This is a genomic window from Chenggangzhangella methanolivorans (assembly GCF_019797865.1).
Taxonomy (GTDB): domain Bacteria; phylum Pseudomonadota; class Alphaproteobacteria; order Rhizobiales; family Methylopilaceae; genus Methylopila; species Methylopila methanolivorans.
In genome coordinates this window covers 3,743,062-3,768,217 of the sequence record NZ_CP081869.1, presented here as the reverse complement: position 1 = coordinate 3,768,217, position 25,156 = coordinate 3,743,062, and the positions used below count along the sequence as shown (strand labels likewise).

Here is a 25,156-nt window from a genome sequence, read left to right as displayed (position 1 = left end):
GATGAGCGACCTGCTTGATAGGGACGCGAGCCGAGGCGCAGCGCGTGCTTCGAGACGGCGCTTCGCGCCTCCTCAGCATGAGGACTGTTGGAGCCCCTCCCCCGTCCCTCATGCTGAGGAGCGCGCCACGGGCGCGCGTCTCGAAGCACGCAGTTCCTCTCAGCTCTTCGCCGACCTCGCGGCCTCCGCGCTGATCGCGGAGGCGTCTCTCACCCCCAAGCCCGGCCTCGTGGACGCCCGCGGACCGGGCGCGCACGCAGACGTCGAGCTCTCCCATTTCCTCGCCTCGGCCGAGGCGCTGCGGCCGACCTTCGCGGCGCTGGCGCGGGCGGCGGAGGGGCGCGAGCCCTCGCAGGCGCTGCGCGAGGAGCTCGCAGCCGTCGGCCGCGAGGGCGAGGCCGCGATGTTCGCCGCGACCGGCGGCGCAAACACCCACCGCGGCGCGATCTGGGCGCTCGGACTGCTGGTCGCGGCCGCGGCGATGCGACCCGCCGCCTCCGCGACGGACATCCGCGAGACCGCCGGCGCAATCGCGCGATTCGAGGACAGCGCCGCTCGGCCGTTGGACCTCAACGGCGCGCGCGCGTGCCGGGCCTATGGCGTGACGGGCGCGCGCGGCGAGGCCGCGGCCGGCTTTCCGCATGCGGCGACGGCTCTTCGCGCCCTGCGAACCTCCCGCCGTCAGGGCGCCCCCGAGGCCGCGGCCCGGCTCGACGGGCTGCTCACGGTGATGGCCACGCTCGACGACACCTGCCTGCTCCACCGCGGCGGCCTCAGGGCGCTCAGGATCGCCCGGCTCGGGGCGCGCGCGGCGCTCGCCGCCGGCGGAGCCGGGACGCCCGACGGCATGGCGGCGGCGAAGGCGCTCGACCGCCGCCTGCTGGCGCTGAACGCCTCGCCCGGCGGCGCGGCCGACATGCTCGCCGCCGCGCTGCTGCTCGACGCGCTCGATCCGAAGGGAGAGGACGCCTGATGGAAAGCTTCGAACTCCGCTTCTCCGGAAACGCGCCGATCGGCGGTCGCGCGCATGTGGGCGTCGTGGGCTCCGGCGATCTCGAGGTCCTGATGGAGCCCGCGAACGAGACCGTGGTCTCGGTGCGCACCAGCGTCGACGGCTTCGGCATGATCTGGCGCGCGACGCTGGAGCGCTTCCTCGCCCGCAACCCGATCGCCGCGAAGATCGAGATCAACGATTTCGGCGCGACGCCGGGCGTCGTGTCGCTGCGGCTCGCCCAGGCGCTCGAGGAGGCCCGCCGATGACCCGCCCCGCCCTCCTCGACCGCATCAGCTTCGTCGAGCTGAACGCCCGCGCCCGCGCCATGGCGCTGCTGGACGCGGGCTCGTTCCGAGAGCTGCTCGGCCCGTTCGACCGCATCGAGTCGCCGTGGCTTCCCCGCCAGGGCGTCGTCCCGCAATCCGACGACGGCGTCGTGGCGGCGCGCGGGACGATCGGCGGCGCGCCGGCGGTCGCCATCGCGATCGAAGGCGCGTTCCAGGGCGGCTCCACCGGCGAGGTATCGGGCGCCAAGATCGCGGGAGCGCTCGAGCTCGCGCTGAAGGATTGCGAGGCCGGCCGGCCCATCCGGCCCGTGCTCGTTTTCGAGACCGGCGGCGTGCGGCTGCAGGAGGCCAATCTCGGCCTCGCGGCCATGGCCGACGTGCACGCCGCAGTCGTCGCTCTTCGCCGCCGCACGCCCGTCGTCGGCGTGATCGCCGGCATGATCGGCTGCTTCGGCGGCATGGGCATCACGGCCGGGCTGATGAGCCGACTGATCGTGACGCGACAGGCGCGGCTCGGGCTCAACGGCCCGGAGGTCATCGAGCAGAACGCCGGCCTCGACGAGCTAGACAGCCGAGACCGGCCTTTGATCTGGAGCCTCACGGGGGGCGAGCAGCGCCACGCAGTCGGCCTCGCCGACGACCTCGTGGCCGATGACGCCGAAGCGATTTCGGCCGCCGTGCGCGCGGCCTTCGAGGCGGGCGCGCCGCGCGAGCACAACAGCCAGCGGATCGACTTCTGGCGCGCGCGGCTCGACCGCCTGCCCGCGCGCGCCGAAGGCCCGGCTTTGCGCCAAGTCTGGAAGGGAGACGAGGCATGAGCGCCGTTCCGACAAGCCGCGGCCGCACCTGGTTCGACGCGCTCGCCGGCGAGGCCGCGCGCCTCGAAGGCGGGCCGCCCTCCGTGCTCGCGGCCGACGCCCCGATCGGCGGCGAGAGCGTGCGGATCATCTCGGTGGTTCCCGATCCCGAAAACCGGTTTCCGCGCGCCCGCGAGGGCGAAGTCGGCCTCGACGAAGGCTGGGGCGTGGCGGCCCGGGTCCGCGAGGTTCTCGGCGGCGAGACGCGGCCGGTGCTCGCGGTCGTCGACGTCCCAAGCCAGGCCTATGGCCGCGCGGAGGAGCTTTTTGGCATCCACCTCGCCTGCGCGGCGGCGGCCGACGCCTACGCCAGCGCCCGCCTCGCCGGCTGTCCAGTGGTCTCGCTCATCGTCGGCCGGGCGCTCTCCGGCGCTTTCCTCGCGCATGGCTATCAGGCCAACCGGGTGCTCGCGCTCGACGATCCCGGCGTCTCCATCCACGCCATGGGCAAGCAGGCGGCCGCGCGCGTCACCAAGCGCACCGTCGAGCAGCTCGAGAAGCTCGGCGAGGAGATCCTGCCGCTCGCCTATGACGTCCGCTCCTTCGCGAAGCTCGGCCTGGTGCACGAGCTGATCGGCGGCGTCGACGCCGACGCGCCGGGTCCGGACCACGTCGCGAAGGTCGCCGAGCGCATTTCCGCAGCGATCGCCGACGCGCGCCAGGGTCCGCGCGACCTGTCGAGCCGCCTGACGTCCGAGGCCGCGCGCGAGAACCGGACGGCGTCGATCCGCGTGCGCGAGGCGCTCGCGGCGCAATGGGGGTGAGGCCGCACGACCTGCTCCGGCTCGCCTCGCCGACCGCCGTCGAGGCAGCCGCGGCGCCGGCTTGGGTCGCGGCGGCGCTCGCAGCGACGCCCTGGGTGGTGGCGCGGCGCGCGGGAGAAGCCGGCGGCCGCATCGCCGTCGGCGTGCGCGGCGCGACGCGGTCGGAGCGGTTCGCGGCCCATGTCCCAACCACTGCGGTCGTCGAGACGCTCGGCCCCGAGGATCTCGCGGACCGGCCGCCGCCGCGCGCCCACAGCGCCTTCGACGCCATGGCGGCGCTGCGGCCGGCGCTGGACGACGTCGGATGCGGCTGGGGACCGGCGGGCGCGGCCGGCTTCGAGCTTGCGACCGGCCGTCCGGCGCTCACCGCCGACAGCGACCTCGACCTCGTGTTGCGCCTCCGCGCTCCGCCGCGCGACGGCGTCCTCGCCGGCCTCGCGGCGGCGGCGCGGCGCGCGCCGTTGCGCGTCGACGTCCTGCTGGAGGCGCCCGCAGGCGCGGCGGCGCTTGAGGAGTATCTCTCGGACGTCGAAAGCGTCCTGCTGCGCACGCGGGAGGGGCCGCGGCTCGCGCGGCGCGGCGCGCTCTGGACCGGGCCGTGCTGAAGACCGCGCTGCTCTTTCCGGGTCAGGGATCGCAGCGGCCCGGCATGCTGGCGGGCCTGCCCGACCACCGCGCGGTTCACGACGCGCGTGAGGAGGCCGCGGCGATCCTCGGCCGCGACTGGCGCTCGCTCGACGACGCCGACGCGCTGTCGCGCACCGACGGCGCGCAGCTCGCGCTCACGATCGCGGGCGTCGCGGCGGGCCGCGCCTTACTGGCCGAAGGCGCGCCGATCGACGTGGTGGCGGGTCATTCGGTGGGGGCGTTTCCGGCCGCGGTCGTGGCCGGAGCGCTGTCGTTCCAGGACGCGATCGAGCTGGTCCGGCTGCGCGGAGGCCTGATGGCCAAGAGCCACCCGCAGGGCTACGGCATGACCGCGATCCTCGGCTTGCGCGAGGCGGCGGTGGCGCGGCTCGTCGACGAGGCGCGAGCCGCCGGGGAGCTCTACGTCTCCAACCGCAACGCCGAACGTCAGATCGTGGTCTCGGGCGCCGACGCCGCGCTTGCGCGGGTCGCCGAGCTCGCGCTCGAGCGCGGCGCGCGGAAGGCCGAGCGGCTCGCGGTCGCCACGCCCTCTCATTCTCCGCTGGTCGCGCCCGTGGCCGATCGCCTGCGCGCTGCGATCGCGCAGGTCGCGCTCTCGGCGCCTGCGATCGCGGTGGTGAGCGCGCGCACGGCCCGCCGGCTCCGCGCCGCAGACGCGATCGGCGAGGATCTCGCCTCAAACGTCGCCGAGCCGGTTCGCTGGCGCGACGCCGCGCAGCTGCTCGGGGAGCTCGGCGTCAGGACCGCGCTCGAGGCCCCGCCGGGCTCGACCCTGCGCGACCTCACGGCCGAAGCGATCGAGGCGGCGGAGGTGGTTTCGCTCGACGGCGCGGATATCTCGGCGCTTGCAAGGCTCGCCGCGGTCCGCAGCGCGGACTGACGGCTCCGCGCAAAAAAATCCCGGCGCCGCGTGAAGCGGCGCCGGGAGCGTTTTTTAGGTCGATCGACGGCCGATCAGGCCGCGAGGTCGAACCGGTCGAGGTTCATGACCTTGACCCAGGCGGCCACGAAGTCCGAGACGAACTTCTCCTTCGCGTCGGAGGCCGCATAGACCTCGGCGAGCGCGCGCAGGATCGAGTTCGAGCCGAAGACGAGGTCGGCGCGCGACGCCGTCCAGGTCTTGTCGCCGGTCTTGCGGTTCACGCCGTCGAACGACCGCTTGGTGTCGTCGGTGGCCTTCCACTTGGTGTCCATCGAGAGCAGGTTGACGAACACCTCGTTGGTGAGCGCCCCCGGGGTCGAGGTCAGCACGCCGCGCGAAGACCCGTCGGCGTTGATGTTGATGGCGCGAAGGCCGCCCATCAGCACGGTCAGTTCCGGCGCGGTCAGCGTCAGGAGCTGGGCGCGGTCGACGAGCGCGACCTCGGCCCGCTTGGTGCCGCCGGTCTCGTAGTTGCGGAAGCCGTCGAGCTCGGGCTCCAGATAGCTGAAGCTCTCGACGTCGGTGTCTTCCTGTCTGGCGTCGGCGCGGCCGGGCGTGAACGGCACCACGACGTCGTGGCCGGCGGCCTTGGCCGCCTGCTCGACGCCGACGGAGCCCGCCAGCACGATGAGGTCGGCGATCGACACCTTCTTGCCGCCCTGCTCGAACTGAGCCTTCACGGCTTCGAGCGCCGCCGCAGCCTTGGCGAGCTGGGCCGGCTGGTTGACCTCCCAGTCCTTCTGCGGAGCCAGACGGATGCGCGCACCGTTGGCGCCGCCGCGCTTGTCGCCTCCGCGGAACGTGGACGCGGACGCCCAGGCGGTCCCGACGAGTTCGGAGACCGAGAGGCCAGCCTCGGCGATCTTGGCCTTGAGCGCCGCGACGTCCGCGTCATCGACCAGCGGGTGGTCGACGGCCGGGATCGGATCCTGCCAGATCAGCACTTCCTTCGGGACTTCCGGGCCCATGTAGCGCGAGCGCGGGCCGAGATCGCGATGGGTCAGCTTGAACCAGGCGCGCGCGAAGGCTTCGGCGAAGGCCTGCGGGTCTTCGAGGAAGCGGCGCGAGATCTTCTCGTAGATCGGATCGAAGCGCAGCGACAGGTCGGTCGTCAGCATGGTCGGCTTGATCTTCTTCGTGGCGTCGTGCGCCATCGGAATGATCTCGGGGGCGTCCTTGGCCTCCCACTGGATCGCGCCGGCCGGGCTGCGGGTCTGCACCCACTCGAACTTGAACAGGTTCTCGAAGAAGAAGTTCGACCACTGGGCCGGCGTCTGGGTCCAGGTGACCTCAAGGCCCGAGCCGATGGCGTCGCCGCCGTGGCCCGCGCCGTAGCTCGACGTCCAGCCGAGGCCCTGGTCCTCGATGTCGGCGGCTTCCGGATCCGGGCCCTTGTAGGACTCGGCTTCCGCGCCGTGGGTCTTGCCGAAGGTGTGGCCGCCGGCGATCAGCGCGACGGTCTCCTCGTCGTTCATCGCCATGCGCTTGAACGTCTCGCGGATGAACTCGGCCGCCGTCAGCGGGTTCCCGTCGGCGTTCGGACCCTGCGGGTTGACGTAGATCAGGCCCATCTCGGTCGCGCCGAGGTCCTTGCCGAACTGCTCGGGATTGCGGTGCGTCAGCCACTCGGTGTCCGAGCCCCAGTTGACGTCGCGATCCGGCTCCCAGGTGTCGGCGCGCCCGCCGGCGAAGCCGAAGGTGCGGAAGCCCATGGTCTCGAGCGCGACGTTGCCCGTGAGGATCAGGAGGTCGGCCCAGGAGATCGCCTGGCCGTACTTCTGCTTGATCGGCCACAGCAGGCGGCGCGACTTGTCGATGTTGACGTTGTCCGGCCAGGCGTTGAGGGGCGCGAAGCGCTGCTGGCCGCGACCGCCGCCGCCGCGGCCGTCCATGAGGCGATAGGTGCCGGCGGCGTGCCACGACATGCGGATGAACTGCGGGCCGTAATGGCCGAAGTCGGCCGGCCACCACTCCTGGCTCTCGGTCATCAGCGCGCGCAGGTCGCGCTTCAGGCCCTGATAGTCGAGCTTCTTGAAGGCCTCGCGGTAATTGAATTCCTTGTCGAGCGGATCGGACTTGGCGGAGTGCTGGTTGAGCAGGTCGACCGGCAGCGTGTTCGGCCACCAGTCGGTGTTCTGCCTCGGGCCCCCGTGCGCGACGGGGCACTTGCCGACGTTGTCCTCGGTCTTGGCGTCCATTTTCATTTCTCCGATTGTGGCTCGGCTGATAGGGCGTCGTCGGTCCGCGGAGCGATCGGCGGCTTCCGCGCGACCTGTCCGCCCCTTCCTTGGGAGCGTTCTAGCAAAGCCGTTTCATTATATTAATTCCGATTTCCTGATTGTGACGATAAGTCGTCCTTATGAAAAACCTCACCCTCAAGCAGTTCCGCTATTTCGAGGCGCTGGCCCGCCACGGCCATTTCGGCCGCGCGGCCGAGGCCTGCGCCATCTCCCAGCCGGCCTTGTCCATGCAGATCAAGGCCTTGGAGGAGGAGCTCGGAGCGCCGCTGTTCGAGCGCGACCGGCGGCAGGTGCGGCTGACGAATTTCGGCGAGGAGATCGCCCTGCGCGCCCGCGACATCCTGCGCGCGCTCGACGATCTCGAGGGCTTTGCGCGCGCCTCCCGCGGAAGGCTGGTCGGCCGGCTGCGCATCGGCGTGATTCCGACCGTCGCGCCCTATCTGCTGCCGAGCCTCATCGCCGACCTCATCCGCCTCCATGGCGGCCTCGACCTCCACGTGCGCGAGACGCTGACGCCGAAGCTCGTGCAGGAGCTGAACGACGGCCGCATCGACGTCGCGATCGTCGCCTTGCCCGTCTCCGAGCCCTCGCTCACGGAAGCGCCGCTGTTCACCGAGGAGTTCGTGCTCGTGCGCCCGCGCGCCGACGAGGGCCAGCCCGTCCCCAACCGCGAGGCGCTGCGCGAGATGCGGCTGCTGCTGCTGGAGGAAGGCCACTGCTTCCGGGAACAGGCGCTCACCTTCTGCAACCGCCCGACGCACGCCGCGCAGCCGCGCGGCCTGCTCGACGCAAGCTCGCTCTCGACGCTCGTCCAAATGGTCGAGGCGGGGCTCGGCGTCACGCTCATTCCCGAAATGGCCGTCGGGGTCGAGACCCGCTCGGCCTCGGTGTCGATCGCGCGCTTCACGAACCCGAAGCCCTCGCGCACCATCGGCATGGTGTGGCGCACGACGAGCCCCCTCACCGCGCAGCTGCTGCAGATGTCGGAGACCGTGCGCCGTTCGGCCGGAGCGCTCGGCCAGGCGGCCGCGGCGCGCGCGTGATCCGCCTGCGCTTCAGCCCCACATCGCCTTCATCTTGGCGCGCAGGTCGACCTTCGCGGTCCCGGCGGGCCGCGCCGCCGGCTCGGCCGCGGCCGGCGGCCAGGCGATCGCCTCGAACAGGCCGAGCATCGCCGCAGTGATGAAGCGGGTGCGGGCGGCGTAGACGTGCCGGTCGCCGCGCGCCGCCTGCCCGTGGACGTAGAAGCGCTGCGGCAGCACGATCGAGAGCGCGTCCTTGGCCCGCGTCATGGCGACGTAGAGCAGGCGGCGCTCCTCCTCGATCTCCTCGCGCGAGCCGACGCCGAGGTCGGAGGGCATGCAGCCGTCGACGCCGTTCAGCACGAAGACCGAGCGCCACTCCTGCCCCTTGGCGGAGTGAATGGTCGACAGGATCAGGTAGTCGTCGTCCTTCGACGGCGGGCCGGCCTCGTCGCTGGTCGCGTCCGGCGGGTCGAGCGTGAGCTCGGTGAGGAAGCGCTGGCGCGAGGGATAGGTGGCGGCGATCTGCTCGAGCTGCGCGAGGTCCGCCCGGCGCGTCTCGGCGTCCTCGTGGACGCGTTCGAGCTGCGGGTCGTACCACCGGCGCGCCGCCGCGATCTCGCCCGGCCATCCGGCCTGCCCCGTGGCGAGCGTCGCGATCGTCTCGGCGAAGGCCGCCCAGTCGGCCGCGGCGCGCGGCGGCGGCGAAGCGGCGGTGAGCGCCTCGAACGGCGCCGAAGCGGCCGCGATCGCGTCGAGCGCGCGGGCGGCCGTCGAGGGCCCGACGCCCGGAATGAGCTGCATGGCGCGGAAGCCCGCGGTGCGGTCGCGCGGGTTCTCGGCGAAACGCAGCAGCGCCAGCATGTCCTTGACGTGGGCGGCGTCGAGGAATTTGAGGCCGCCGAACTTCACGAACGGAATGTTGCGCCGGACGAGCTCGAGTTCGAGCGGCGCGCTGTGGGAGGAGGTGCGGAACAGCACCGCCTGCTGCTTGAGCGTCTCGCCCGCCTCGCGGTTCTCGAGCACGGCGTCGGCGACGAAGGCGGCCTGCGAGGCCTCATCGCGGACCGAGACGAGGCGCGGCCGCCCGCCGCCTTCCCGGCCCGACCACAGGTTCTTGGTGAAGCGCTCCGACGCCTCGCCGATGACGGCGTTGGCGGCGGAAAGGATCGGCTCGGTCGAGCGGTAGTTGCGGTCGAGCGTGACGATCCGCGCGGGCGGCGAGAAGGCGGCGGGAAAGTCGAGAATGTTGCGCACCGTGGCGGCGCGGAACGAGTAGATCGCCTGCGCGTCGTCGCCGACCACCGCAAGGCCGCGCCCGTCGGGCTTGAGCGCGGTGAGGATCGAGGCCTGCAGGCGGTTGGTGTCCTGGTATTCGTCGACCAGCACGTGGTCGAACGCCCCGCCGATCTCGGCCGCGATCCCGGGCTCGGCGGCCATCTGCGCCCAGTAGAGCAGCAGGTCGTCGTAATCGAGCACGTTCTGGGCCTGCTTGGCCTCGACATAGGCGGCGAACAGACGCCCGAGCTCGTCGGCCCATCCGGCGCACCAGGGGAACGAGCGCCCGAGCGTTTCGTCGATGCGCGCCTCGGCGTTCACGGCGCGTGAATAAATCGACATGCAGGCGCTCTTGGTCGGGAAGCGCTTGTGGGTCTTCGAGAAGCCGAGCTCGTGACGGACCACGTTCATGAGGTCGGCGGCGTCCTCGCGGTCGAGGATGGTGAATTGCGGGTCGAGCCCGATCGTCTCGGCGCGGTCGCGCAGCAGCCGCGCGCCGACGCCGTGGAACGTGCCGGCCCAGGGCAGCGACAGCGCGCCGCCGATCTGGGGCCCGAGGGCCTCGCGCAGGATGCGTTCGACGCGCCGGATCATCTCGACGCTCGCGCGGCGCGAGAAGGTCAGGAGCAGGATGCGGGCCGGGTCCGCGCCGCGCGCCACCAGATGCGCGACCCGGTGGGCGAGCGTGTTGGTCTTGCCCGAGCCCGCGCCCGCGATGACGAGCAGCGGCCCGCACGGGCCCGTCGCGCCATGCTCCACCGCCTGCCGCTGCTCGTCGTTCAGCTTGTCGAGATAGGCCTCGGCCGCCACCAGTCGCCGCCTCGAATCGATGTCCGCGTCGCGCTCGGGCGAGTGAGCCCCATTCGCGTTTCGTTCGCAATCGGCTCCGGCGCCCCTGTCGCGCCGGCGCGATCCGTGCGAGCCTCGACGACATGGGCGCCAACACCGACGACGGCTTCATCGTGGAGAGCCAGGCGCAGCCGGCCGAAGAGGGCCGCGCCGCGACGCTGATGGTCTTCCTCGTGCTCGCAAGCGACGAGACCGAGGCGCTCGGCCTCGTCGAGGCCGACCATCCGGGCCTCGAGCACCGCATCTCGTCGAGCGGACCCGAGATCAAGGCGCAGGCGGCCCGGCTCGGGATCGAACCGGGCACCTATCGCCAGATCTAGCGTCGAGGTTCGGCTTGGCGGCCGGCGACCGGAAGCCCACATTCTCCCCATGAAAGCAGCGCGCAGAGCCGTCCGCGACCAGGTGCTCAAGATCGTCGGCGTCGAGCGGCGCGCCGGCGAGGCGCCGCCGCCTTCGGCCGAGGGGCTGTTTCCGCCGGGCTCGATCGTCCGCGCGGTCCATGCCGACTTCACCTCGATGATGATCGGCGGCGTCGGATCGCTGCTGCTCCAGATGCTTCACCCGTCGGCGCTCGCCGGCGTCTGGGACCATTCGGACTTCCGCAAGGACATGGCGGGGCGGCTGCGGCGCACCGCGCGCTTCGTCTCCGTCACCACCTACGGCGCGAAGGACGACGCCCTCGCCGCGATCGCGCGCGTCAGGGCGATCCACGAGAAGGTCGCGGGAGCCCTGCCGGACGGGACGCCCTACGCGGCGTCCGACCCGGAGCTCCTCAGATGGGTCCACGTCGCCGAGACGCGCTGCTTCCTGGAGGCTCATCTGCGCTATCGCGCGCCCCGCACGCCCGCGGCCGACCAGGACCGCTACTTCGCCGAGATGGCGAGCGTCGCGCGCCTCCTCGGCTCCGCGGAGCCGCCCGCGACCCGCGCCGACGCCGAGGCCTATCTCGAGGCGATGCGCCCGCGGCTCAAATGGGACGCGCGCACGCGACGGGTCGCGAGCCACCTGCTGTCGCAGCCAGCCGTCGCGCCGTCCTTCGCGCCGGTCGACGGCTTCATCTTCGACGCCGGCTGCGACCTCCTCCCGGACTGGGCCGCCGAGATGCACGGGCTTGGCCGAAGTCCGCGGGCGCGTCGCGCGGTGCGGGCGCGCGCCTACGGCGCCGGGGCGCTGCTGCGATGGGCGATGCGCGTCGACGCCACGGCTTAGGCCGCGAAGCGCCCGAAGGTCTCGACGACCTGACGGTAGACCGAGCGCTTGAACGGCACGATCAGCGCCGGCGTCTCGGCGAGGTCCGCCCAGCGCCACTCGTCGAACTCCGGCTTGTGGCCGGGCGGCGCGAGGTCGATCTCTGCGTCCTCTCCGGTGAAGCGGAACGCGAACCAGAGCTGGGTCTGGCCGGAAAACTTGCCGCCGCGGGCTCGCGCGAGGATCTCGGGCGGGAAGTCGTAGGTGAACCACTCCGGCGCCTCGGCGAGGAGCTCGGCCGAGCGCACGCCCGTCTCCTCCTCGAGCTCCCTGCGGGCCGCGGTCAGCGGGTCCTCGTGGCGGTCGATCCCGCCCTGCGGCATCTGCCAGCGGTGGACGAGCTTTTCGGCGTCTCCGGCTCCGGACTTGCGACGACCGACGAACACCTTGCCTTGCGCGTTGAAGAGCGCGACCCCGACGCAACGCCGATAGGGCAGCCGCCGCCCGTCCGCCGGCGCCGCGCTCACGACCGGTCCTGCGGCTTGATGACGGCGGTGAGCGGCGACAGCGTCAGGCCGCGGGCCGAGAGCCCCGAGCGCCAGGCCTCGATGCGCTTCAGCGTGAGCGGCGAGGCGCTCGCCCAGCCGACCGCGGAGCCGTTCTCCCTGGCGCGGCGCTCGAGCTCGGCGAGCGCGCCGTCGATCGCGCCGGCGTCCGGCGCGGCGTCGATCGGCGCGCCAGCGCGGGCGTAGAGCAGCCCGGCGCGCTCGGCCACCGCGCCGAAGCGGCTCTCCCGGTCGGTCTGGCCAAGGAACATCAGGCCGCGGCGCGCAAGCTCCGCGAACACCGGCTGGAGCGCCTCGTCGGCCTGCAGGAAGCGGCCGCCCGCGAGCGGGGCGACGCCGACATAGCCCCGCGCCCGGGCGAGCGCCCAGCGCAGGCGCTCGAGATTGGCGGGGGCCGGAAGGCTCGCCAGCAGCGTCTGCGGGCCGGGGTCGTTCGAGGGATAGGCGAACGGCTCCATCGGGGCCTGGATCAGCGTCTCGTGGCCGTCCTTGCGGGCGGCCTCGACGAACTCGCCGACGTCGGAGCCATAGGGCGAGAAGGCGAGCGTCACCTCGCCCGGCAAGCCCTTGATCGCGGCGAGCGTCGCGTCGCGGCCGACGCCGAGGCCCGCGACCACCAGCGCCACGCGCGGCGCGTCGGCGGGGCCGGCGGCGGCGCGGGCGTAGACGTCGACGGGCCGCTTGCCGTCCGGGGCGATGCGCGGAAGCTGGCCGTAGCGGCTGTCCTCCAGCATCGCGGTCTGGAGATCGGCGGCGGGAGCGGGAGCCGCGGCCTGCGCCGAGGGGGCGTCGTGGCCGTTGGCGTCCGGCACGCGGATGATGACCGGTCCGCTCTTCGGCATCGGGTCGCCCGGCCGTACGATCCTCACGCCCTCGCGCGAGAACGACGGCTGTTCGATCTCGGCGGCCGCATGGGCGTCGGGCTCGGCCGCCGACTTCTGCGGCGCGGAGGGCGCGCGGCGCTCGATCGCGGCCGTCGCGACCGGCTCTCCGCCGAGAGGATCATGGACGAACATCGCCCAGAGCCCGGCGGCCGCCAGCGCGCCGCCGACGCCGAGCGCGAGCAGCGTCATGCCCTCGACCTTCGGGCGCGGGAACGGGAGCTTCGCCGGCTTGCGCGCCTTGAGCGGCTTCTTGAGTTCGTCCTCGGTCATCGGTCTCGTCGGCTGGCCGTGCGAGACGATAACGGATTCGCGCCCGCTGCGTCGAAGAAACGCGCGCCGATCCCCAGGGCGATCGGAGCGGGGATCGGAACGAGCCGCCGCCCTCCAAGACTGGCGCAAAGACCCCCCCCTTCCGCAGAGCGCGGAAGGGGGTCGGATCTGGCCGGAATCTCCGCGGAGTTCGCGGAGGTCTTGTCAGTTCGCCGAGGTCTTGCCCTGGGGCGGGAAGGCGGCGTTCGACTGGATGCCGCGCATCAGGTCGAGGGCGTAGTTGAGCTGCTTGTCGTCCTTGCGCTCGGCCGGCACGTAGGCCGAAGAGCCCGACTGCTCGTCTTCGCCGTTCTTGAGGTGACCCTTCAGGCCCGCCTCGCCCTTGGTCTCGAAGTCCTTGTCCTTCATGTCCTCGGGCAGTTCCTGCTTCACCTCGATGTCGGGCGAGATGCCCTTCGCCTGGATCGACTTGCCCGACGGCGTGTAGTAGCGCGCGGTGGTGAGGCGGATGGCCCCGTTGCCCCCGAGCGGGATGATGGTCTGGACCGAGCCCTTGCCGAAGGAGCGCGTGCCGAGAATGGTCGCGCGCTTGTGGTCCTGCAGGGCGCCGGCGACGATCTCCGACGCCGAGGCCGAACCGCCGTTCACGAGCACGATCACCGGCTTGCCCTTGGCGAGATCGCCCGGACGCGCGTTGAAGCGCTGCGACTCTTCCGGATTGCGGCCGCGGGTCGAGACGATCTCGCCGCGCTCGAGATAGGCGTCGGAGACCGCGATCGCCTGGTCGAGCAGGCCGCCCGGATTGTTGCGCAGGTCGATGACGAAGCCCTTGAGCTTGTCGTTCGGCACCTTGCTCTCGATCTGGTCCAGGCCCTTGTTCATCATCTCGAACGTCTGGGCGTTGAACTGGCTGACGCGGATGTAGCCGATGTCGTCGTTCAGCACTTCCCACTTGACCGAGTCGAGGCTGATCTCGGCGCGGGTGAGCTTCACCTCGACGGGCTTCTCGATGTTCTCGCGCTGGATGGTCAGCGTGATGGGCGTGCCGACCGGCCCGCGCATCTTGTCGACCGCCTGCTCGAGCGTCATGCCCTCGACCTGCTGGCCGTCGATCTGGGTGATGACGTCCTTGGCGCGGATGCCGGCCTTCTGCGCCGGCGTGTCGTCGATCGCGCCCTCGACGCGGATCAGCTTCTCGAACATCTGCACCTTGATGCCGAGGCCGCCGAACTTGCCGTCGGTGTTGGTGCGCATGTCCTTGAACGCCTTGGCGTCCATGTAGCTCGAATGCGGATCGAGGCCCGAGAGCATGCCGTTGATGGCGCTCTCGACGAGCTTGGCGTCGTCCGGCTTCTCGACATAGTCGGCGCGCACGCGCTCGAACACGTCGCCGAACAGGTTCAGCTGGCGGTAGGTGTCGGCGGAGCCCGCGGCCTCCGCCACGGACCCGAAGAAGGCGCGAGGCTGCAGCGCCATGCCGGCCGCCGAGGCGCCGATCACGGCTCCGAAGAGCACCAGAGTAACCTTTCGCATCATCCGCCTACCTTTTCGCCGGGATTGCCGGCGGCCCACCAGGGCGAGGGGTCGATCGAGCCGCGGTCCTTGCGGAACTCGACGTAGAGCACTGGACGATCCGGCGAGGTGGTCGCCGGCCGTGCCGGTCCGGCGGCCGCGCCGCGCATCGTCGCCACAGGCTCTCCCGCGAGAACAAACTGGTTCAATGCGACGGAAATACGCTCCATGCCCGCAAGAAGCACATGATAGCCGCCGCCCGCGTTCAGGATCAAGAGTTGGCCGTAGGACCGGAACGGCCCGGCATAGACCACCCAGCCGTCGCACGGGGCGGTCACGGGCGCGCCGGGCGAGGCCGAGATCGACACGCCCTTGGAGGCGCCGCCGCCCCCGTCGCCGTCTCCGAACCCGTGGATCCTCTTGCCCGAAACGGGCAGCGGCAGCAGCCCGCGCGCCTTCTCGAACGGCATAGCCGGGGCGAGCCTCGACGCGTTCGCCAGCTGTCCCGCGCCTGCGCCCGATCCGTCTTGCGCCGGCGCCTTGGCGGCCTCGGCTGCGGCGCGCGCGGCCTGCTCCTTCTCCATCTTCGCGATCAGCGCCTCGAGATCGCCGACGCCGCGGACGAGTTCCGCGGTTTTCGCGACCTCGCCCTGGAGGTCGTGCTCGCGAATCACGGACTGGCGCTGGCGCTCCTCGACGAGCGCCGCGAGGCGCTCCTGCTGGCCGCCGAGATCGAGAATCTCGCGAGCGAGCGCGTCGCGCTCGTCGGTCATCAGGCCCTTGAGCCGCACGAGCTCGCGCAGGTCCGAGCCGAGCGCCTCCGCCTCGGCGCGCATGTCCGGCACCACGGCGCCGAGCAGCATGGCCGAGCGCACCGCTTCGAGCGCGTCGTTCGGGCGGACGAGCAGCGCCGGCGGCGGCTGGCGGCCCATGCGCTGGAGCGCGGCGATGACGTCGGCCAGCACGCCTCGCCGGGCCGCGAGCGAGACCTTGAGCTGGCGCTCGGACTCAGCGAGCTCTCCGATGCGGCGGCTCCGCTCCTCGACCTGCGGCTCCTTGGTCCGGATCGCCGCCACCGCCGAGGCGAGGCTTTCCTGCAGCTTGCCGCGCTCGCCCTTGAGCGCCTCGATCTCGGCCGCGATGGCCTGCCGGCGCTCTTCCGCGGCCTTCAGATCCTGGCGCGCGACTCGAGGGCGCGGCGCTGTTCCCCGGCGGGATCTGGGGCCGGCTCCTGCGCGCGCGCGCCTCCGGCCGCGAGAGCGGCGGCGAGAGCAAGCGCGCTGAAAAGAGATCCTGACCATCGGGTCGATTTCAGTCCCGGCTGATTAAGGTTTCGTCAACCAAGCTCGCGAAACGGAGGCCGACTGCGCGCTTCGAGACAGCCGCTTTGCGGCTTCCTCAGCATGAGGGACGATGAGGATGTCGAAAACGGTCCTCATGCTGAAGAGCCGGCCGACAAGGCCGACGTCTCGAAGCGCGCAGTCGATCTCCGCCTCGTCTCACGCCCGATGATATGGGTGCCCGGCGAGAATGGTCGCGGCGCGATAGAGCTGTTCGGCGAGCAGGATGCGCACGATCTGGTGAGGCCATGTCATCGCGCCGAAGGCGAGCCGCGCCTGCGCGTCGGCCAGGAGCGACGGGTCGATCCCGTCCGCGCCCCCGATCACGAAGGCGATTCCGGCCGCGCCGTCGTCGCGGCGGCGACCGATCGCGGCCGCGAAGGCCTCGCTGGACATGGTCTTGCCGCCCTCGTCGAGGGCGAACAGCGCGAGCTTCGGATCGAGCGCCGCGCGAAGGGCCGCGGCCTCGTCGCGCTTGCGCTCCTCCGCCCGCCGGGCGCGCGACTCGTCGAGCTCGATGACGTCGGGCGCGTCGAGCCCGACGCCGCGGCCGATCTTGCCGATCCGCTCGAGATAGCGGCGCGCAAGGTCGCGCTCGGGGCGCTCGCGCAGGGGCCCGCGACGACCAGACGCAAGTTCTAGTCTCGCGTCAGGACAGCGGCATTTCCCCGGACGGCCGGCCGACCACATCTTCTCGAGATTGTAGAAGGCGCGGCTTCCGGGCGGAACAGGTGGACGATCACGTCGCCGCAATCGATCAGCACCCAGTCGCAATGCGGCAGGCCCTCGACCTTCACTTTGCCGTGGCCGGCGTTCTTCAGCTCCTCCTGGAGCTTGTCGGCGATGGAGCCGACATGCCGATTGGAGCGGCCGGACGCGATCACCATCTCATCGGCCATCGCGGATTTTCCGCGCAGGTCGATGACGGTGGTCTCTTCCGCCTTGTTGTCTTCGAGCACGTCGAGGATGAGGTGAAGCAGCGCCAGGTCAGCCGCTTGCGCGGCGCCGGCGCCAATGTGAGCCGCCGGCAAGGGCGTCTCCTTCAGCGCGATGGTGGACAGGGTAATGGCCTTCCGTCTGCCGTCCTCAAGCCGGAGTCACGCCCCAGCCATCGAACATTAAGGCCGAGAGCTGCGACATTTCAACCGTCGCGGCCACAAGCGTGTCGAAACCCTTAAAGCGATGCGCCCCGGCCACGCAGCGCCGTGGACGACAGATCGAGCCTCCGGCCATGCAGAAACGCCCAGGCGGGCGGCTCCATATGCGCGAGCCCCGCGGCGTCGCGCTCGTCGATCCGGGAGCGGCGCAGCACGGCGGCGGCGCGGCTCGAGAGCGGCGCGAAGGTGCCGCCGGGCCGGTCCACGACCGCGATCGGCGTAAGCCCAGCGAGCTCCCGCCAGCGCCCCCAGCCATGCAGCGAGGCGAGATTGTCCGCGCCCATGACCCAGACGAACCGCACGTCTGGGGCGCGGCTCTTGAGATGGCGGACCACCTCGAAGGTGCGCGCAGCCCCGATCCCGGCCTCGACGTCGGTGACGACGATCCTCGGATTGTCCAGCAGCGCCCGCGCCGCCGCCATGCGGTTTGCGGCGGGAGGAAGCGCACGGTTGTCCTTCAAAGGATTGCCGGGCGTGACGAGCGCCCACAGCCGGTCGAGACCGAGTTTTTCAAGCGCGGTCTCGGCCACCATGCGATGGGCGGCGTGCGGCGGGTTGAACGAGCCGCCATAGAGGCCGATGGCCATGCCCGGCGCATGCGGCGGCAGGCGCGGCGTCAGCGTGCGGGAGACGGGGCGCTGAAAGCTCGTCATCCCGGCCGAGCATATTCTCACGGCCGCGTCTGGCCGGCCCCGTGGACGCGGTAGTTGAACGAGGTCAGCTGCTCGACGCCCACCGGCCCGCGGGCGTGCATGCGGCCCGTGGCGATGCCGATCTCGGCCCCGAAGCCGAACTCGCCGCCGTCGGCGAACTGCGTCGAGGCGTTGTGGACCACGATCGCGCTGTCGACCTCGGCCAGAAACCTCGCCGCCAGCCGCTCGTCGTCGGTGACGATCGCGTCGGTGTGGTGGGAGCCATAGGTCTCCACGTGGTCGATCGCCGCCTCGATCCCGTCCACCACCTTCACGGCGATGACGGCGTCGAGATATTCGGTGCGCCAGTCCTCTTCGGTCGCAGGCGTCACGCGGGAATCGACCGCGCGGGTCTCGGCGTCGCCGCGCACCGCGCAGCCGGCGTCGAGCAGCGCCTTCACGAGCGGGGCGAGATGCGTCGCGGCGACGGCGCGATCGACGAGAAGAGTCTCGGCCGCGCCGCAGACGCCGGTGCGGCGGAGCTTGGCGTTGAGAATGATGTCGGTCGCCATGCCGAGCTGCGCGCCGGCCGCCACATAGACGTGGCAGTTGCCCTCGAGATGCGCGAACACCGGCACGCGCGCCTCTTCCTGCACGCGCGCCACGAGCCCCTTGCCGCCGCGCGGCACGATGACGTCGATGTTTCCGTCGAGCCCCGAGAGCATCGCGCCGACCGCCGCGCGGTCGCGGGTGGGGACGAGCTGGATCGCGTCGACGGGCAGGCCGGCCTCGTCGAGCCGAAGGCAAGCGCCTCATGGATCGCTACGGAGGAGCGGAAGCTGTCGGCGCCGCCGCGCAGGATCGCGGCGTTGCCGGCCTTGAGGCAGAGCGCGCCGGCGTCGGCCGTGACGTTGGGGCGGCTCTCATAGATGACGCCACGACGCCGAGCGGCGTGCGCACGCGATCAATCCGCAGGCCGTTGGGACGGGTCCAGGACGCGATGGTCTCGCCGACGGGATCGGGAAGGCCGGCGACGATCTCCAGCCCCTCGGCGACGCCCGCGAGGCGCGAATGGGTGAGCGTCAGCCGGTCGATGAAGGAGCCCGCGACGCCCGAGGCCTTGGCGGCCGCCACATCCGCCTCGTTCGCGGCCATGACCGCGGCTTCGGCCTCGCGAAGACGGCGGCCGGCCGCGGTCAGCGCCACGATCTTGGCCTCCCGCGGCGCGAGCGCGAGCGCCCGCGCGGCCCGGCGGGCGCGGCGTCCGACATCGGCCATCACGGCCGCGACGTCGTCGGTCTGGCGTTCGAGCGCGAGCGACATGCGCGATCTCCCACGGTTTCGAGGCGTCCTAGCGCGATTTCGCGCGAGCGTCATCAGATGGGAGCGGATCGATCGAAACGCCACCCTCTTCTTGTCCCGGACCTGATCCGGGACACAGAACCGATCCGATCTCCACTGAGAGCACGGCGCGTCGCGCGAACCTTGAACCACCGTCGGTTCTGGGTCCCGGATCAAGTCCGGGACAAGAGAGGCGGTTCAGGCGCCCGTCAGCACGAGATCATCCCGATGGATGATCGCGGCGCGGCCCTTGAAGCCGAGGATCTCCTCGATCTCGGCCGAAGGCTTTCCGCGCAGACGGTTGGCGTCGCCGGAGTCGTAGGATACGAGCCCGCGCGCGACCTCCACCCCGTCCGGCGCGCGCACGATCACGGCGTCGCCGCGCGAAAAATGGCCCTCGATCTTCGTGACGCCCGCCGGCAGCAGCGAGCGGCCGTGGTTGAGCGCCGACGCCGCGCCGGCGTCGACATGGATCGCGCCGCGGGGAGCCAAAACGCCGGCGATCCAGCGCTTGCGGGAATGCGCGGGGCTCTCATGCGGCAGGAACCAGGTGCAGCGCCCGCCGTTTTCGACCACCGACAGCGGCTTCTCGACATGGCCGGCGGCGATCAGCATGTGGACGCCCGCGCCGGTCGCGATGCGCGCGGCCTCGATCTTGGTCTTCATGCCGCCGCGCGAAAATTCCGACGCCGCGCCGCCGGCGATCGCCTCGATGGCCGGCGTCACGCGCTCCACCACCGGGATCAGCGTCGCGGTCGGGTCGCTCGCGGGCGGGGCGGTGTAGAGCCCGTCGATGTCGGAGAGCAGCACGAGGCAGTCGGCGCTCGCCATGGAGGCGACGCGCGCGGCCAATCGGTCGTTGTCCCCGTAGCGGATCTCCTGCGTCGCGACCGTGTCGTTCTCGTTGACGACCGGCACGGCCTTCAGCGCCAGCAACCGCGCCAGCGTCGCGCGGGCGTTCAGGAAGCGGCGGCGCTCTTCGGTGTCGCCGAGCGTCAGCAACACCTGGCCGGCGTTGAGCCCATGGGCGCCCAGCGCCTCGCTCCAGGCGCGGGCGAGCGCGATCTGGCCGACGGCGGCGGCCGCCTGGCTGTCCTCGAGCCGCAAGGGGCCGCGCGGCAGCTTCAGCACGGTGCGGCCGAGCGCGATCGAGCCGGACGAGACGACCACCACCTCGGCTCCGCGGGCGGCGTGGCGGGCGAGGTCCTCCACCAGCCCGTCGAGCCAGGCGCGCTTGAGCCGTCCGGCCTTCTGGTCGACGAGCAGCGCCGAGCCGATCTTTACGACGATGCGGTTGAAGGAGGCGAGAACGGGAAGGGTCACGGGAGATAGGCCGGGCGAATGTCGGTGCGGGCGAAGTCGTCGCCTTTGAACAGGAGCGGAAGATCGTCGCAAGACGCGACCGCGTAGGAAAAACAGTCGCAGATGTTGAGTTGGGCCGGATGTCCGCGGCCTTTGCCGAAGCGGCGATGGGCTTCATGCGCGGCAGCGGCGTGCCGGTCGTCGAACGGCTCGATCGTCACGGTGGGGCGCTCCAGGATCTCTTCGAGAAGTTCGAGACCGCCGCGTCCCGCCTTCGATTCAATCACAATGCGGGCTTCCGCCAGCGTGGGAGCGCCGATTTTCGCAGCCGCCCGCGCCATGATCGAAGAGAAGATCTCGGCTTCCTCTTCCTGCATCACGATGCAGACCAGCGCCGACGTATCGACCGCGATCATTTCGGCAGGCCGTTCTCGTCATACATGTCGCTGTGGTCCGACGTGACGCCCTCGGGCAAGGTCGCCCTCACGGCCCTCGCCTTCTCCATGATGCCGTCCACCCAACTGCGCTCTTCCTCATTGAGGTCCGCATAGGTGGTCGGCCGGTAAGTCTTGCGATCGAGGGTCTCGAGCGCGCGCTCCACCACTTCGGTGGTCGAAACTCCAAGTCGCCGCGAAAGGCGGTTGGCGGCTTCATAAGCGCGATCGCTTCGAACGTTGAGTTGGCGGGCCATCGCCATAGCTCCGGATGCTAGCACTGATGCTAGCATATAGGTCTTCATTCAGGGCCGCCACGCCTCCTCGGCGACCTTGGGCGCCTGTTCGGCCGCTTCGACGCCCTTGGCCTCGTCGATCACGGAGAGGAGCTTTCGCAACGTCTCCGGCACGTCTTCGCCCGAAAGCGCGGAGAGAACGACCGGCGTCTTCTTGGCGGCGCGCTTCAAGCGCGCCAACTGCTCCTTGCGGAGCTCCGGCGACAGCGAATCCGCCTTCGACAGCGCGACGATCTCGGGCTTGTCCGAAAGCCCGCCGCCATAGGCCTCGAGCTCGCCGCGCACGACCTTATAGGCTTGGCCCGCATGCTCGCAGGTGCCGTCGACGAGATGGAGAAGCACGCGGCAGCGCTCGACATGGCCGAGGAAGCGGTCGCCGAGGCCGACGCCTTCGTGCGCGCCCTCGATGAGGCCCGGAATGTCCGCCATCACGAACTCTCGGCCGTCGACGCCGACGACCCCGAGGTTCGGCTCGAGCGTCGTGAACGGATAATCGGCGATCTTGGGCTTGGCGGCCGAAACCGCGGCCAGAAAGGTGGACTTGCCGGCGTTCGCAGGCCCACGAGGCCTGCGTCCGCGATCAGCTTCAGGCGCAGCCAGATCCAGCGCTCGTCGCCCGGAAGGCCCGGATTGGCGCGGCGCGGGGCCTGATTGGTCGAGGTCTTGAAATAGGCGTTGCCGAAGCCGCCGTTGCCGCCCTTGGCCAGCACGATCGACTGGCCCACTTCCGTGAGGTCGGCCAGCAGCGTCTCCTCGTCCTCGTCGAAGATCTGCGTGCCGACCGGAACCTTGAGCACCGCGTCCGCGCCGTTCGCGCCGGTGCGGTTCTTGCCCATGCCGTGCACGCCGGTCTGCGCCTTGAAGTGCTGCTTGAAGCGGTAGTCGATGAGCGTGTTCAGCCCCGCGACGCACTCCACCACGACGTCGCCACCGCGCCCGCCGTCGCCGCCGTTCGGCCCGCCGAACTCGATGAACTTCTCGCGCCGGAACGACACGCAGCCTGCGCCGCCGTCGCCGGAGCGAACATAAACCTTGGCCTGATCGAGAAATTTCATGATTTTTGACGTCGCCGGTCCTGCAAACGGCGCTCATAGCACAAGAGACGCCGCGCTTTTAGGGTCTCGTGCGGAATGTCAGGTCTTCGGTCGCTTTGGCCCCAGACACGTGTATGGGATTGGGGACACGGCCGCATCGCCTCGCGGCCCCTTCAGTCCAAATGCGTCCCGGAGCCCCGGGGAGATTTTTGATGCGTCTCGAAAACTGCTTCAATTTCCATGACTTTCGCCGCCTCGCGAAGCAGCGGCTGCCCGGCCCGATCTTCAACTACATCGACGGCGCCGCCGACGACGAGACGACCTACCGTCGGAACACCGCCGCGTTCGAAGACTGCGACCTGCTGCCGAGCATCCTGCGCGGCGTCGGCGACGTCGACATGTCGGTCACCGTCATGGGCCAGAAGCTCGCGACGCCGTTCTACTGCTCGCCCACCGCGCTCCAGCGCCTATTCCACCATGACGGCGAACGCGCGGTCGCCGCGGCCGCGGGCAAGTTCGGCACCATGTTCGGGGTCTCGTCGCTCGGCACGGTGAGCCTGGAAGAGGCCCGCCGCATCAGCCAGGGCCCGCAGGCCTACCAGTTCTATTTCCACAAGGATCGCGGCCTCAACCGCGAGATGATGGCCCGCGCCAAGCAGGCGGGCGTCAACGTGATGATGCTCACCGTCGACAGCATCACGGGCGGCAACCGCGAGCGCGACAAGCGCACGGGCTTCGCCATCCCGTTCAAGCTTACGATCGCGGGCATGGCGCAGTTCGCCATGAAGCCGGCCTGGGGGATCAACTACCTGACTCACGAGAATTCCGCCTGCCGCAGCTCGACACCCACGTCGACATGGGCGGCGGCGTCATGTCGATCAGCCGCTACTTCACCGAGATGCTCGACCCGTCGATGACCTGGGACGACGTCGCCAAGATGGTCGCCGAATGGGGCGGGCAGTTCTGCCTCAAGGGCGTGATGACGGCCGAGGACGCACGCAGGGCCGCCGACATCGGCTGCACGGGCGTGATCCTCTCCAATCATGGCGGGCGCCAGCTCGACGGCTCGCGGACCGGCTTCGACCAGCTCGCCGAAGTCGTCGAAGCGGCCGGCGACAAGCTCGACGTGCTGATGGACGGCGGCGTCCAGCGCGGCACCCATGTGCTCAAGGCTCTGGCGCTCGGCGCCAAGGCCGTCGGTCTCGGGCGCTACTACCTGTTCCCGCTTGCGGCCGCCGGCCAGCCGGGCGTGGAGCGCGCGCTCGAGAACCTGCGCGTCGAGATCGAACGCGCCATGAAGCTCATGGGCAAGACGCAGGTCAGCGAGCTCTCGCGCGCCGACCTGCGCTTCCGCTGACCGGCTCCGCCGCCGTCAGGGAGCCTGCACGGCGGCGTTCCGGGCCGAGAGCCCCCACTCCTTGAGCGACAGGAACACGTCGCGGTCGAGCCGGAAGACGTCGACCGCGACCGACCCCGCGGCGCCTGGCGAGCGCACGAAGCCCGCGCCCTCCCACTGAAATCCGCAGCGCTCCAGCACGCCGCGCGAAGCCGGGTTGGTCACCCGGCAGCGCGCTGTGGCCGCCGTCGCGCCCGTCATCTCGAAGGCGGCGTCGAGCACCGCCCGGGCGGCCTCGGTCGCAAGCCCCCTACCCCGGTGCTCGGCGCCCAGCCAATAGCCGAGCTCGATCTCGCTCCCCTGCCCCTCGGCCCAGCCGATGCCTCCGATCAGGTCGCCGACGTCGCGGCGGCGGATCGAGAAGGTCATCGAGGCCGGGCGACTGCGCCGCGCTGAGCCCAGCACGAAGGCGCGCGCGTCCTCGAGCGTGAAGGGCTTTGGGATCGCGGCGGTCATCAGGCCGAGCGTCGGGTCGGCCGAGAGCAGCGCGATCTCGTCGGCGTCGGCCGTCACGGGCGGGCGCATGACGAGCCGCGTCGTTTCGACCAGCGGCCGGGTCGCGTCCCATGACGCCCGATCGAGCGTCATGGCCACGAGCCGGACCGGCTCGGGCCGCGCCCGGGAGCGCTGCTCGACGAGGCCCGTGCGCCGGAAGCCGAGCTTCGCCAGGATCGCGGCCGAAGCCTCGTTGTCCACGAAATGGCCCGAGGCCAGCGCGTCGAGGTCGGTCGCGGAGAAGACGAGGTCGACCATGGCGCGCGCGGCGAGCGTTCCGATCCCACGGCCCCAGAAGGGCTTGGCGAGCCAGTAGCCGAGCTCCGGCCGTCCGCAGCGTCGATCGAGACGCTGCCGGCGAACACGCCCTCGACCTCGATCGCCGCGACGAGCATGTGGGGCGAGGCCGCAGGGCCCGCCAGGAACGTGCGCGCGTCGTCAATCGTATAGGGGTGCGGGACCGCGATGAGGTTCTGGGCGACGTCGAGGTTCGAAAGGCCCTCGGCCATGGCGAGCGCGTCGGCCTCGGCCAGCGCTCGCAGGCGCACGCCTGCGGCTTTCGTGGCGCAGGGCTTGTCGAGAAGCCGCGGGTCGAGTCTGTAGTTCGGCTCGGTCTCGGATGACGCGCGCATGGCGGCCGCCTCATGGGTCCGGAAAACGAAAAACGGGGGAGTACGGCGCCCCGTCTCCCCCGTCTGTCCGGATCTTGCGGTCGAACCGCCGAGGGAGCTTTAGGCGCCCGGCGGGATGCGTCGCATCAGCCCGCCGTCATTCCGCAGCTTCGGCCATGGCGGCCGGAACGACGTTCACGTAAGTGCGGCCGTTGGCTTTGTGCGTGAACTGCACTTTGCCTTCGGCGGTGGCGAACAGGGTGTGGTCCTTGCCCATGCCGATGTTGAGGCCCGGATGCCACTTAGTGCCGCGCTGGCGCACGACGATGTTGCCCGGGATCACGGCTTCGCCGCCGAACTTCTTCACCGAGACGGCGGCCGGCCGAGTCGCGGCCGTTGCGGGACGAACCGCCTGCTTTTTTATGAGCCATGTCTGTCTCCTATGTCCGGGCGGTTCAGTTCTTCGACGCGCCGGTCAGGCCCACGATCTTGACGATCGTGTAGTCCTGGCGATGGCCGCGCTTGCGCTTGGAGTTCTGACGACGGCGCTTCTTGAAGGCGATGACCTTCGCGCCGCGGGCGTGCTCGACGATCTCGGCCGCGACGGACGCGCCGGACACGAAGGGAGCGCCGATCGAAATCTGGTCGCCCTCGCCGATCGCGAGGACTTCGCCGAAGGTGACCTTGGAGCCGGCCTCTCCTTCGAGCTTTCCGACGGTCAGCACGTCGTCGGCGACGACCCGGTGCTGCTTTCCGCCGGTCTTGATGACTGCGAACATGTTTGTCAGTTCCCGTTTGCTAGAACGCGCTCCGGGGCGAATTCCCCTGGCGCGGCTT

General features: G+C 70.9%; 25 protein-coding genes and 4 pseudogenes. 11 read left to right on the top strand and 18 right to left on the bottom strand.

Translation table 11 applies throughout. From position 1 onward, the window contains the following. The first annotated feature begins 1 nt into the window (after position 1). The 6 genes from K6K41_RS19750 to K6K41_RS19725 are packed head-to-tail and all read left to right on the top strand — an operon-like array spanning position 2 to position 4,430. Positions 2-973 (top strand): triphosphoribosyl-dephospho-CoA synthase, encoded by a 972-nt coding sequence (locus K6K41_RS19750; RefSeq protein ID WP_261401912.1) that lies wholly within the window; start codon positions 2-4, stop codon positions 971-973. Beyond that, positions 973-1,260, top strand: coding sequence for a malonate decarboxylase subunit delta (locus K6K41_RS19745; RefSeq protein ID WP_261401911.1), 288 nt, complete (start codon positions 973-975; stop codon positions 1,258-1,260). The genes K6K41_RS19750 and K6K41_RS19745 overlap by 1 nt, the downstream gene beginning before the upstream one ends. Beyond that, complete coding sequence (locus tag K6K41_RS19740) at positions 1,257-2,099, top strand: biotin-independent malonate decarboxylase subunit beta (RefSeq protein ID WP_261401910.1); 843 nt, start codon at positions 1,257-1,259, stop codon at positions 2,097-2,099. Before K6K41_RS19745 ends, K6K41_RS19740 begins: the two co-directional genes overlap by 4 nt. After that, positions 2,096-2,902, top strand: coding sequence for a biotin-independent malonate decarboxylase subunit gamma (gene mdcE / locus K6K41_RS19735; protein ID WP_261401909.1), 807 nt, complete (start codon positions 2,096-2,098; stop codon positions 2,900-2,902). Before K6K41_RS19740 ends, mdcE begins: the two co-directional genes overlap by 4 nt. Continuing rightward, positions 2,899-3,507: a malonate decarboxylase holo-ACP synthase gene (locus tag K6K41_RS19730; RefSeq protein WP_261401908.1), complete on the top strand. Its 609-nt coding sequence runs from the start codon at positions 2,899-2,901 to the stop codon at positions 3,505-3,507. Before mdcE ends, K6K41_RS19730 begins: the two co-directional genes overlap by 4 nt. After that, complete coding sequence (locus K6K41_RS19725) at positions 3,501-4,430, top strand: ACP S-malonyltransferase (protein WP_261401907.1); 930 nt, start codon at positions 3,501-3,503, stop codon at positions 4,428-4,430. The genes K6K41_RS19730 and K6K41_RS19725 overlap by 7 nt, the downstream gene beginning before the upstream one ends. A 74-nt stretch (positions 4,431-4,504) precedes the next feature. On the opposite strand, the gene katG is transcribed toward K6K41_RS19725, so the two are convergent. Beyond that, a complete protein-coding gene (katG, locus tag K6K41_RS19720) occupies positions 4,505-6,670 on the bottom strand; it encodes a catalase/peroxidase HPI (protein ID WP_261401906.1) in 2,166 nt (721 codons plus the stop codon). A gap of 161 nt (positions 6,671-6,831) precedes the next feature. On the opposite strand from katG, the gene K6K41_RS19715 reads away from it, so the two are divergent. Beyond that, complete coding sequence (locus tag K6K41_RS19715) at positions 6,832-7,755, top strand: hydrogen peroxide-inducible genes activator (RefSeq protein ID WP_261401905.1); 924 nt, start codon at positions 6,832-6,834, stop codon at positions 7,753-7,755. A gap of 12 nt (positions 7,756-7,767) precedes the next feature. Here K6K41_RS19715 and K6K41_RS19710 read toward each other — a convergent pair whose 3' ends face one another. Beyond that, positions 7,768-9,822: an ATP-dependent helicase gene (locus K6K41_RS19710; RefSeq protein ID WP_261401904.1), complete on the bottom strand. Its 2,055-nt coding sequence runs from the start codon at positions 9,820-9,822 to the stop codon at positions 7,768-7,770. 122 nt (positions 9,823-9,944) lie between these two features. Between K6K41_RS19710 and K6K41_RS19705 the strand changes: the two genes are divergently transcribed. Continuing rightward, a complete protein-coding gene (locus K6K41_RS19705) occupies positions 9,945-10,181 on the top strand; it encodes a hypothetical protein (RefSeq protein ID WP_261401903.1) in 237 nt (78 codons plus the stop codon). Between the two features lie 49 nt (positions 10,182-10,230). Then, positions 10,231-11,070 (top strand): oxygenase MpaB family protein, encoded by an 840-nt coding sequence (locus tag K6K41_RS19700; protein ID WP_261401902.1) that lies wholly within the window; start codon positions 10,231-10,233, stop codon positions 11,068-11,070. On the opposite strand, the gene K6K41_RS19695 is transcribed toward K6K41_RS19700, so the two are convergent. The 12 genes and pseudogenes from K6K41_RS19695 to obgE all read right to left on the bottom strand — a co-directional run bounded on the left by K6K41_RS19695 (position 11,067) and on the right by obgE (position 21,838). Continuing rightward, complete coding sequence (locus tag K6K41_RS19695; RefSeq protein WP_261401901.1) at positions 11,067-11,576, bottom strand: RNA pyrophosphohydrolase; 510 nt, start codon at positions 11,574-11,576, stop codon at positions 11,067-11,069. The two genes, K6K41_RS19700 and K6K41_RS19695, sit on opposite strands and share 4 nt — an antisense overlap. Continuing rightward, positions 11,573-12,769 (bottom strand): divergent polysaccharide deacetylase family protein, encoded by a 1,197-nt coding sequence (locus tag K6K41_RS19690; protein WP_261401900.1) that lies wholly within the window; start codon positions 12,767-12,769, stop codon positions 11,573-11,575. Before K6K41_RS19690 ends, K6K41_RS19695 begins: the two co-directional genes overlap by 4 nt. A 204-nt stretch (positions 12,770-12,973) precedes the next feature. Further along, on the bottom strand, positions 12,974-14,302 hold the full coding sequence (locus tag K6K41_RS19685; RefSeq protein WP_449252277.1) for a S41 family peptidase: 1,329 nt from the start codon (positions 14,300-14,302) through the stop codon (positions 12,974-12,976). Then, positions 14,302-15,582, bottom strand: coding sequence for a murein hydrolase activator EnvC family protein (locus K6K41_RS19680; protein WP_261401898.1), 1,281 nt, complete (start codon positions 15,580-15,582; stop codon positions 14,302-14,304). The genes K6K41_RS19685 and K6K41_RS19680 overlap by 1 nt, the downstream gene beginning before the upstream one ends. Before the next feature lie 198 nt (positions 15,583-15,780). Next, positions 15,781-16,311, bottom strand: coding sequence for a 23S rRNA (pseudouridine(1915)-N(3))-methyltransferase RlmH (gene rlmH, locus K6K41_RS19675; protein ID WP_261405793.1), 531 nt, complete (start codon positions 16,309-16,311; stop codon positions 15,781-15,783). Continuing rightward, a complete protein-coding gene (rsfS, locus tag K6K41_RS19670; RefSeq protein ID WP_428978535.1) occupies positions 16,260-16,652 on the bottom strand; it encodes a ribosome silencing factor in 393 nt (130 codons plus the stop codon). Before rsfS ends, rlmH begins: the two co-directional genes overlap by 52 nt. Positions 16,653-16,795: 143 nt before the next feature. After that, positions 16,796-17,431, bottom strand: a complete 636-nt coding sequence (locus K6K41_RS19665; RefSeq protein WP_261401897.1) for a nicotinate-nucleotide adenylyltransferase — start codon at positions 17,429-17,431, stop codon at positions 16,796-16,798. A gap of 17 nt (positions 17,432-17,448) precedes the next feature. Continuing rightward, positions 17,449-18,733, bottom strand: a pseudogene (locus K6K41_RS19660) (glutamate-5-semialdehyde dehydrogenase). A gap of 216 nt (positions 18,734-18,949) precedes the next feature. After that, a complete protein-coding gene (gene proB, locus K6K41_RS19655) occupies positions 18,950-20,074 on the bottom strand; it encodes a glutamate 5-kinase (RefSeq protein ID WP_261401896.1) in 1,125 nt (374 codons plus the stop codon). Beyond that, positions 20,071-20,469 (bottom strand): type II toxin-antitoxin system VapC family toxin, encoded by a 399-nt coding sequence (locus tag K6K41_RS19650; protein WP_261401895.1) that lies wholly within the window; start codon positions 20,467-20,469, stop codon positions 20,071-20,073. The genes proB and K6K41_RS19650 overlap by 4 nt, the downstream gene beginning before the upstream one ends. After that, complete coding sequence (locus tag K6K41_RS19645; protein WP_261401894.1) at positions 20,466-20,744, bottom strand: type II toxin-antitoxin system VapB family antitoxin; 279 nt, start codon at positions 20,742-20,744, stop codon at positions 20,466-20,468. The genes K6K41_RS19650 and K6K41_RS19645 overlap by 4 nt, the downstream gene beginning before the upstream one ends. A gap of 48 nt (positions 20,745-20,792) precedes the next feature. Continuing rightward, positions 20,793-21,838, bottom strand: a pseudogene (obgE, locus tag K6K41_RS19640) (GTPase ObgE). Positions 21,839-22,029: 191 nt separating this feature from the next. On the opposite strand from obgE, the pseudogene K6K41_RS19635 reads away from it, so the two are divergent. Then, positions 22,030-23,174 (top strand): annotated as a pseudogene (locus tag K6K41_RS19635) (alpha-hydroxy acid oxidase). Positions 23,175-23,189: 15 nt separating this feature from the next. Here K6K41_RS19635 and K6K41_RS19630 read toward each other — a convergent pair. Together K6K41_RS19630 and K6K41_RS19625 are read right to left on the bottom strand one after the other, a co-directional pair. Continuing rightward, the gene (locus K6K41_RS19630; protein WP_346433460.1) at positions 23,190-23,909 is read right to left on the bottom strand and encodes a GNAT family N-acetyltransferase; all 720 of its coding nucleotides are present in this window, start codon (positions 23,907-23,909) and stop codon (positions 23,190-23,192) included. 12 nt (positions 23,910-23,921) lie between these two features. Then, positions 23,922-24,026 (bottom strand): annotated as a pseudogene (locus tag K6K41_RS19625) (GNAT family N-acetyltransferase); the annotation flags it as partial. Between the two features lie 134 nt (positions 24,027-24,160). On the opposite strand from K6K41_RS19625, the gene K6K41_RS19620 reads away from it, so the two are divergent. Continuing rightward, positions 24,161-24,331: a hypothetical protein gene (locus K6K41_RS19620; protein ID WP_261401893.1), complete on the top strand. Its 171-nt coding sequence runs from the start codon at positions 24,161-24,163 to the stop codon at positions 24,329-24,331. 145 nt (positions 24,332-24,476) lie between these two features. Here K6K41_RS19620 and K6K41_RS19615 read toward each other — a convergent pair whose 3' ends face one another. Continuing rightward, positions 24,477-24,743: a 50S ribosomal protein L27 gene (locus tag K6K41_RS19615; protein ID WP_261405791.1), complete on the bottom strand. Its 267-nt coding sequence runs from the start codon at positions 24,741-24,743 to the stop codon at positions 24,477-24,479. Positions 24,744-24,774: 31 nt separating this feature from the next. Then, entirely contained in the window at positions 24,775-25,098 is a 324-nt protein-coding gene (rplU, locus tag K6K41_RS19610; protein ID WP_261401892.1) for a 50S ribosomal protein L21, read from the bottom strand. Positions 25,099-25,156 lie beyond the last annotated feature (58 nt).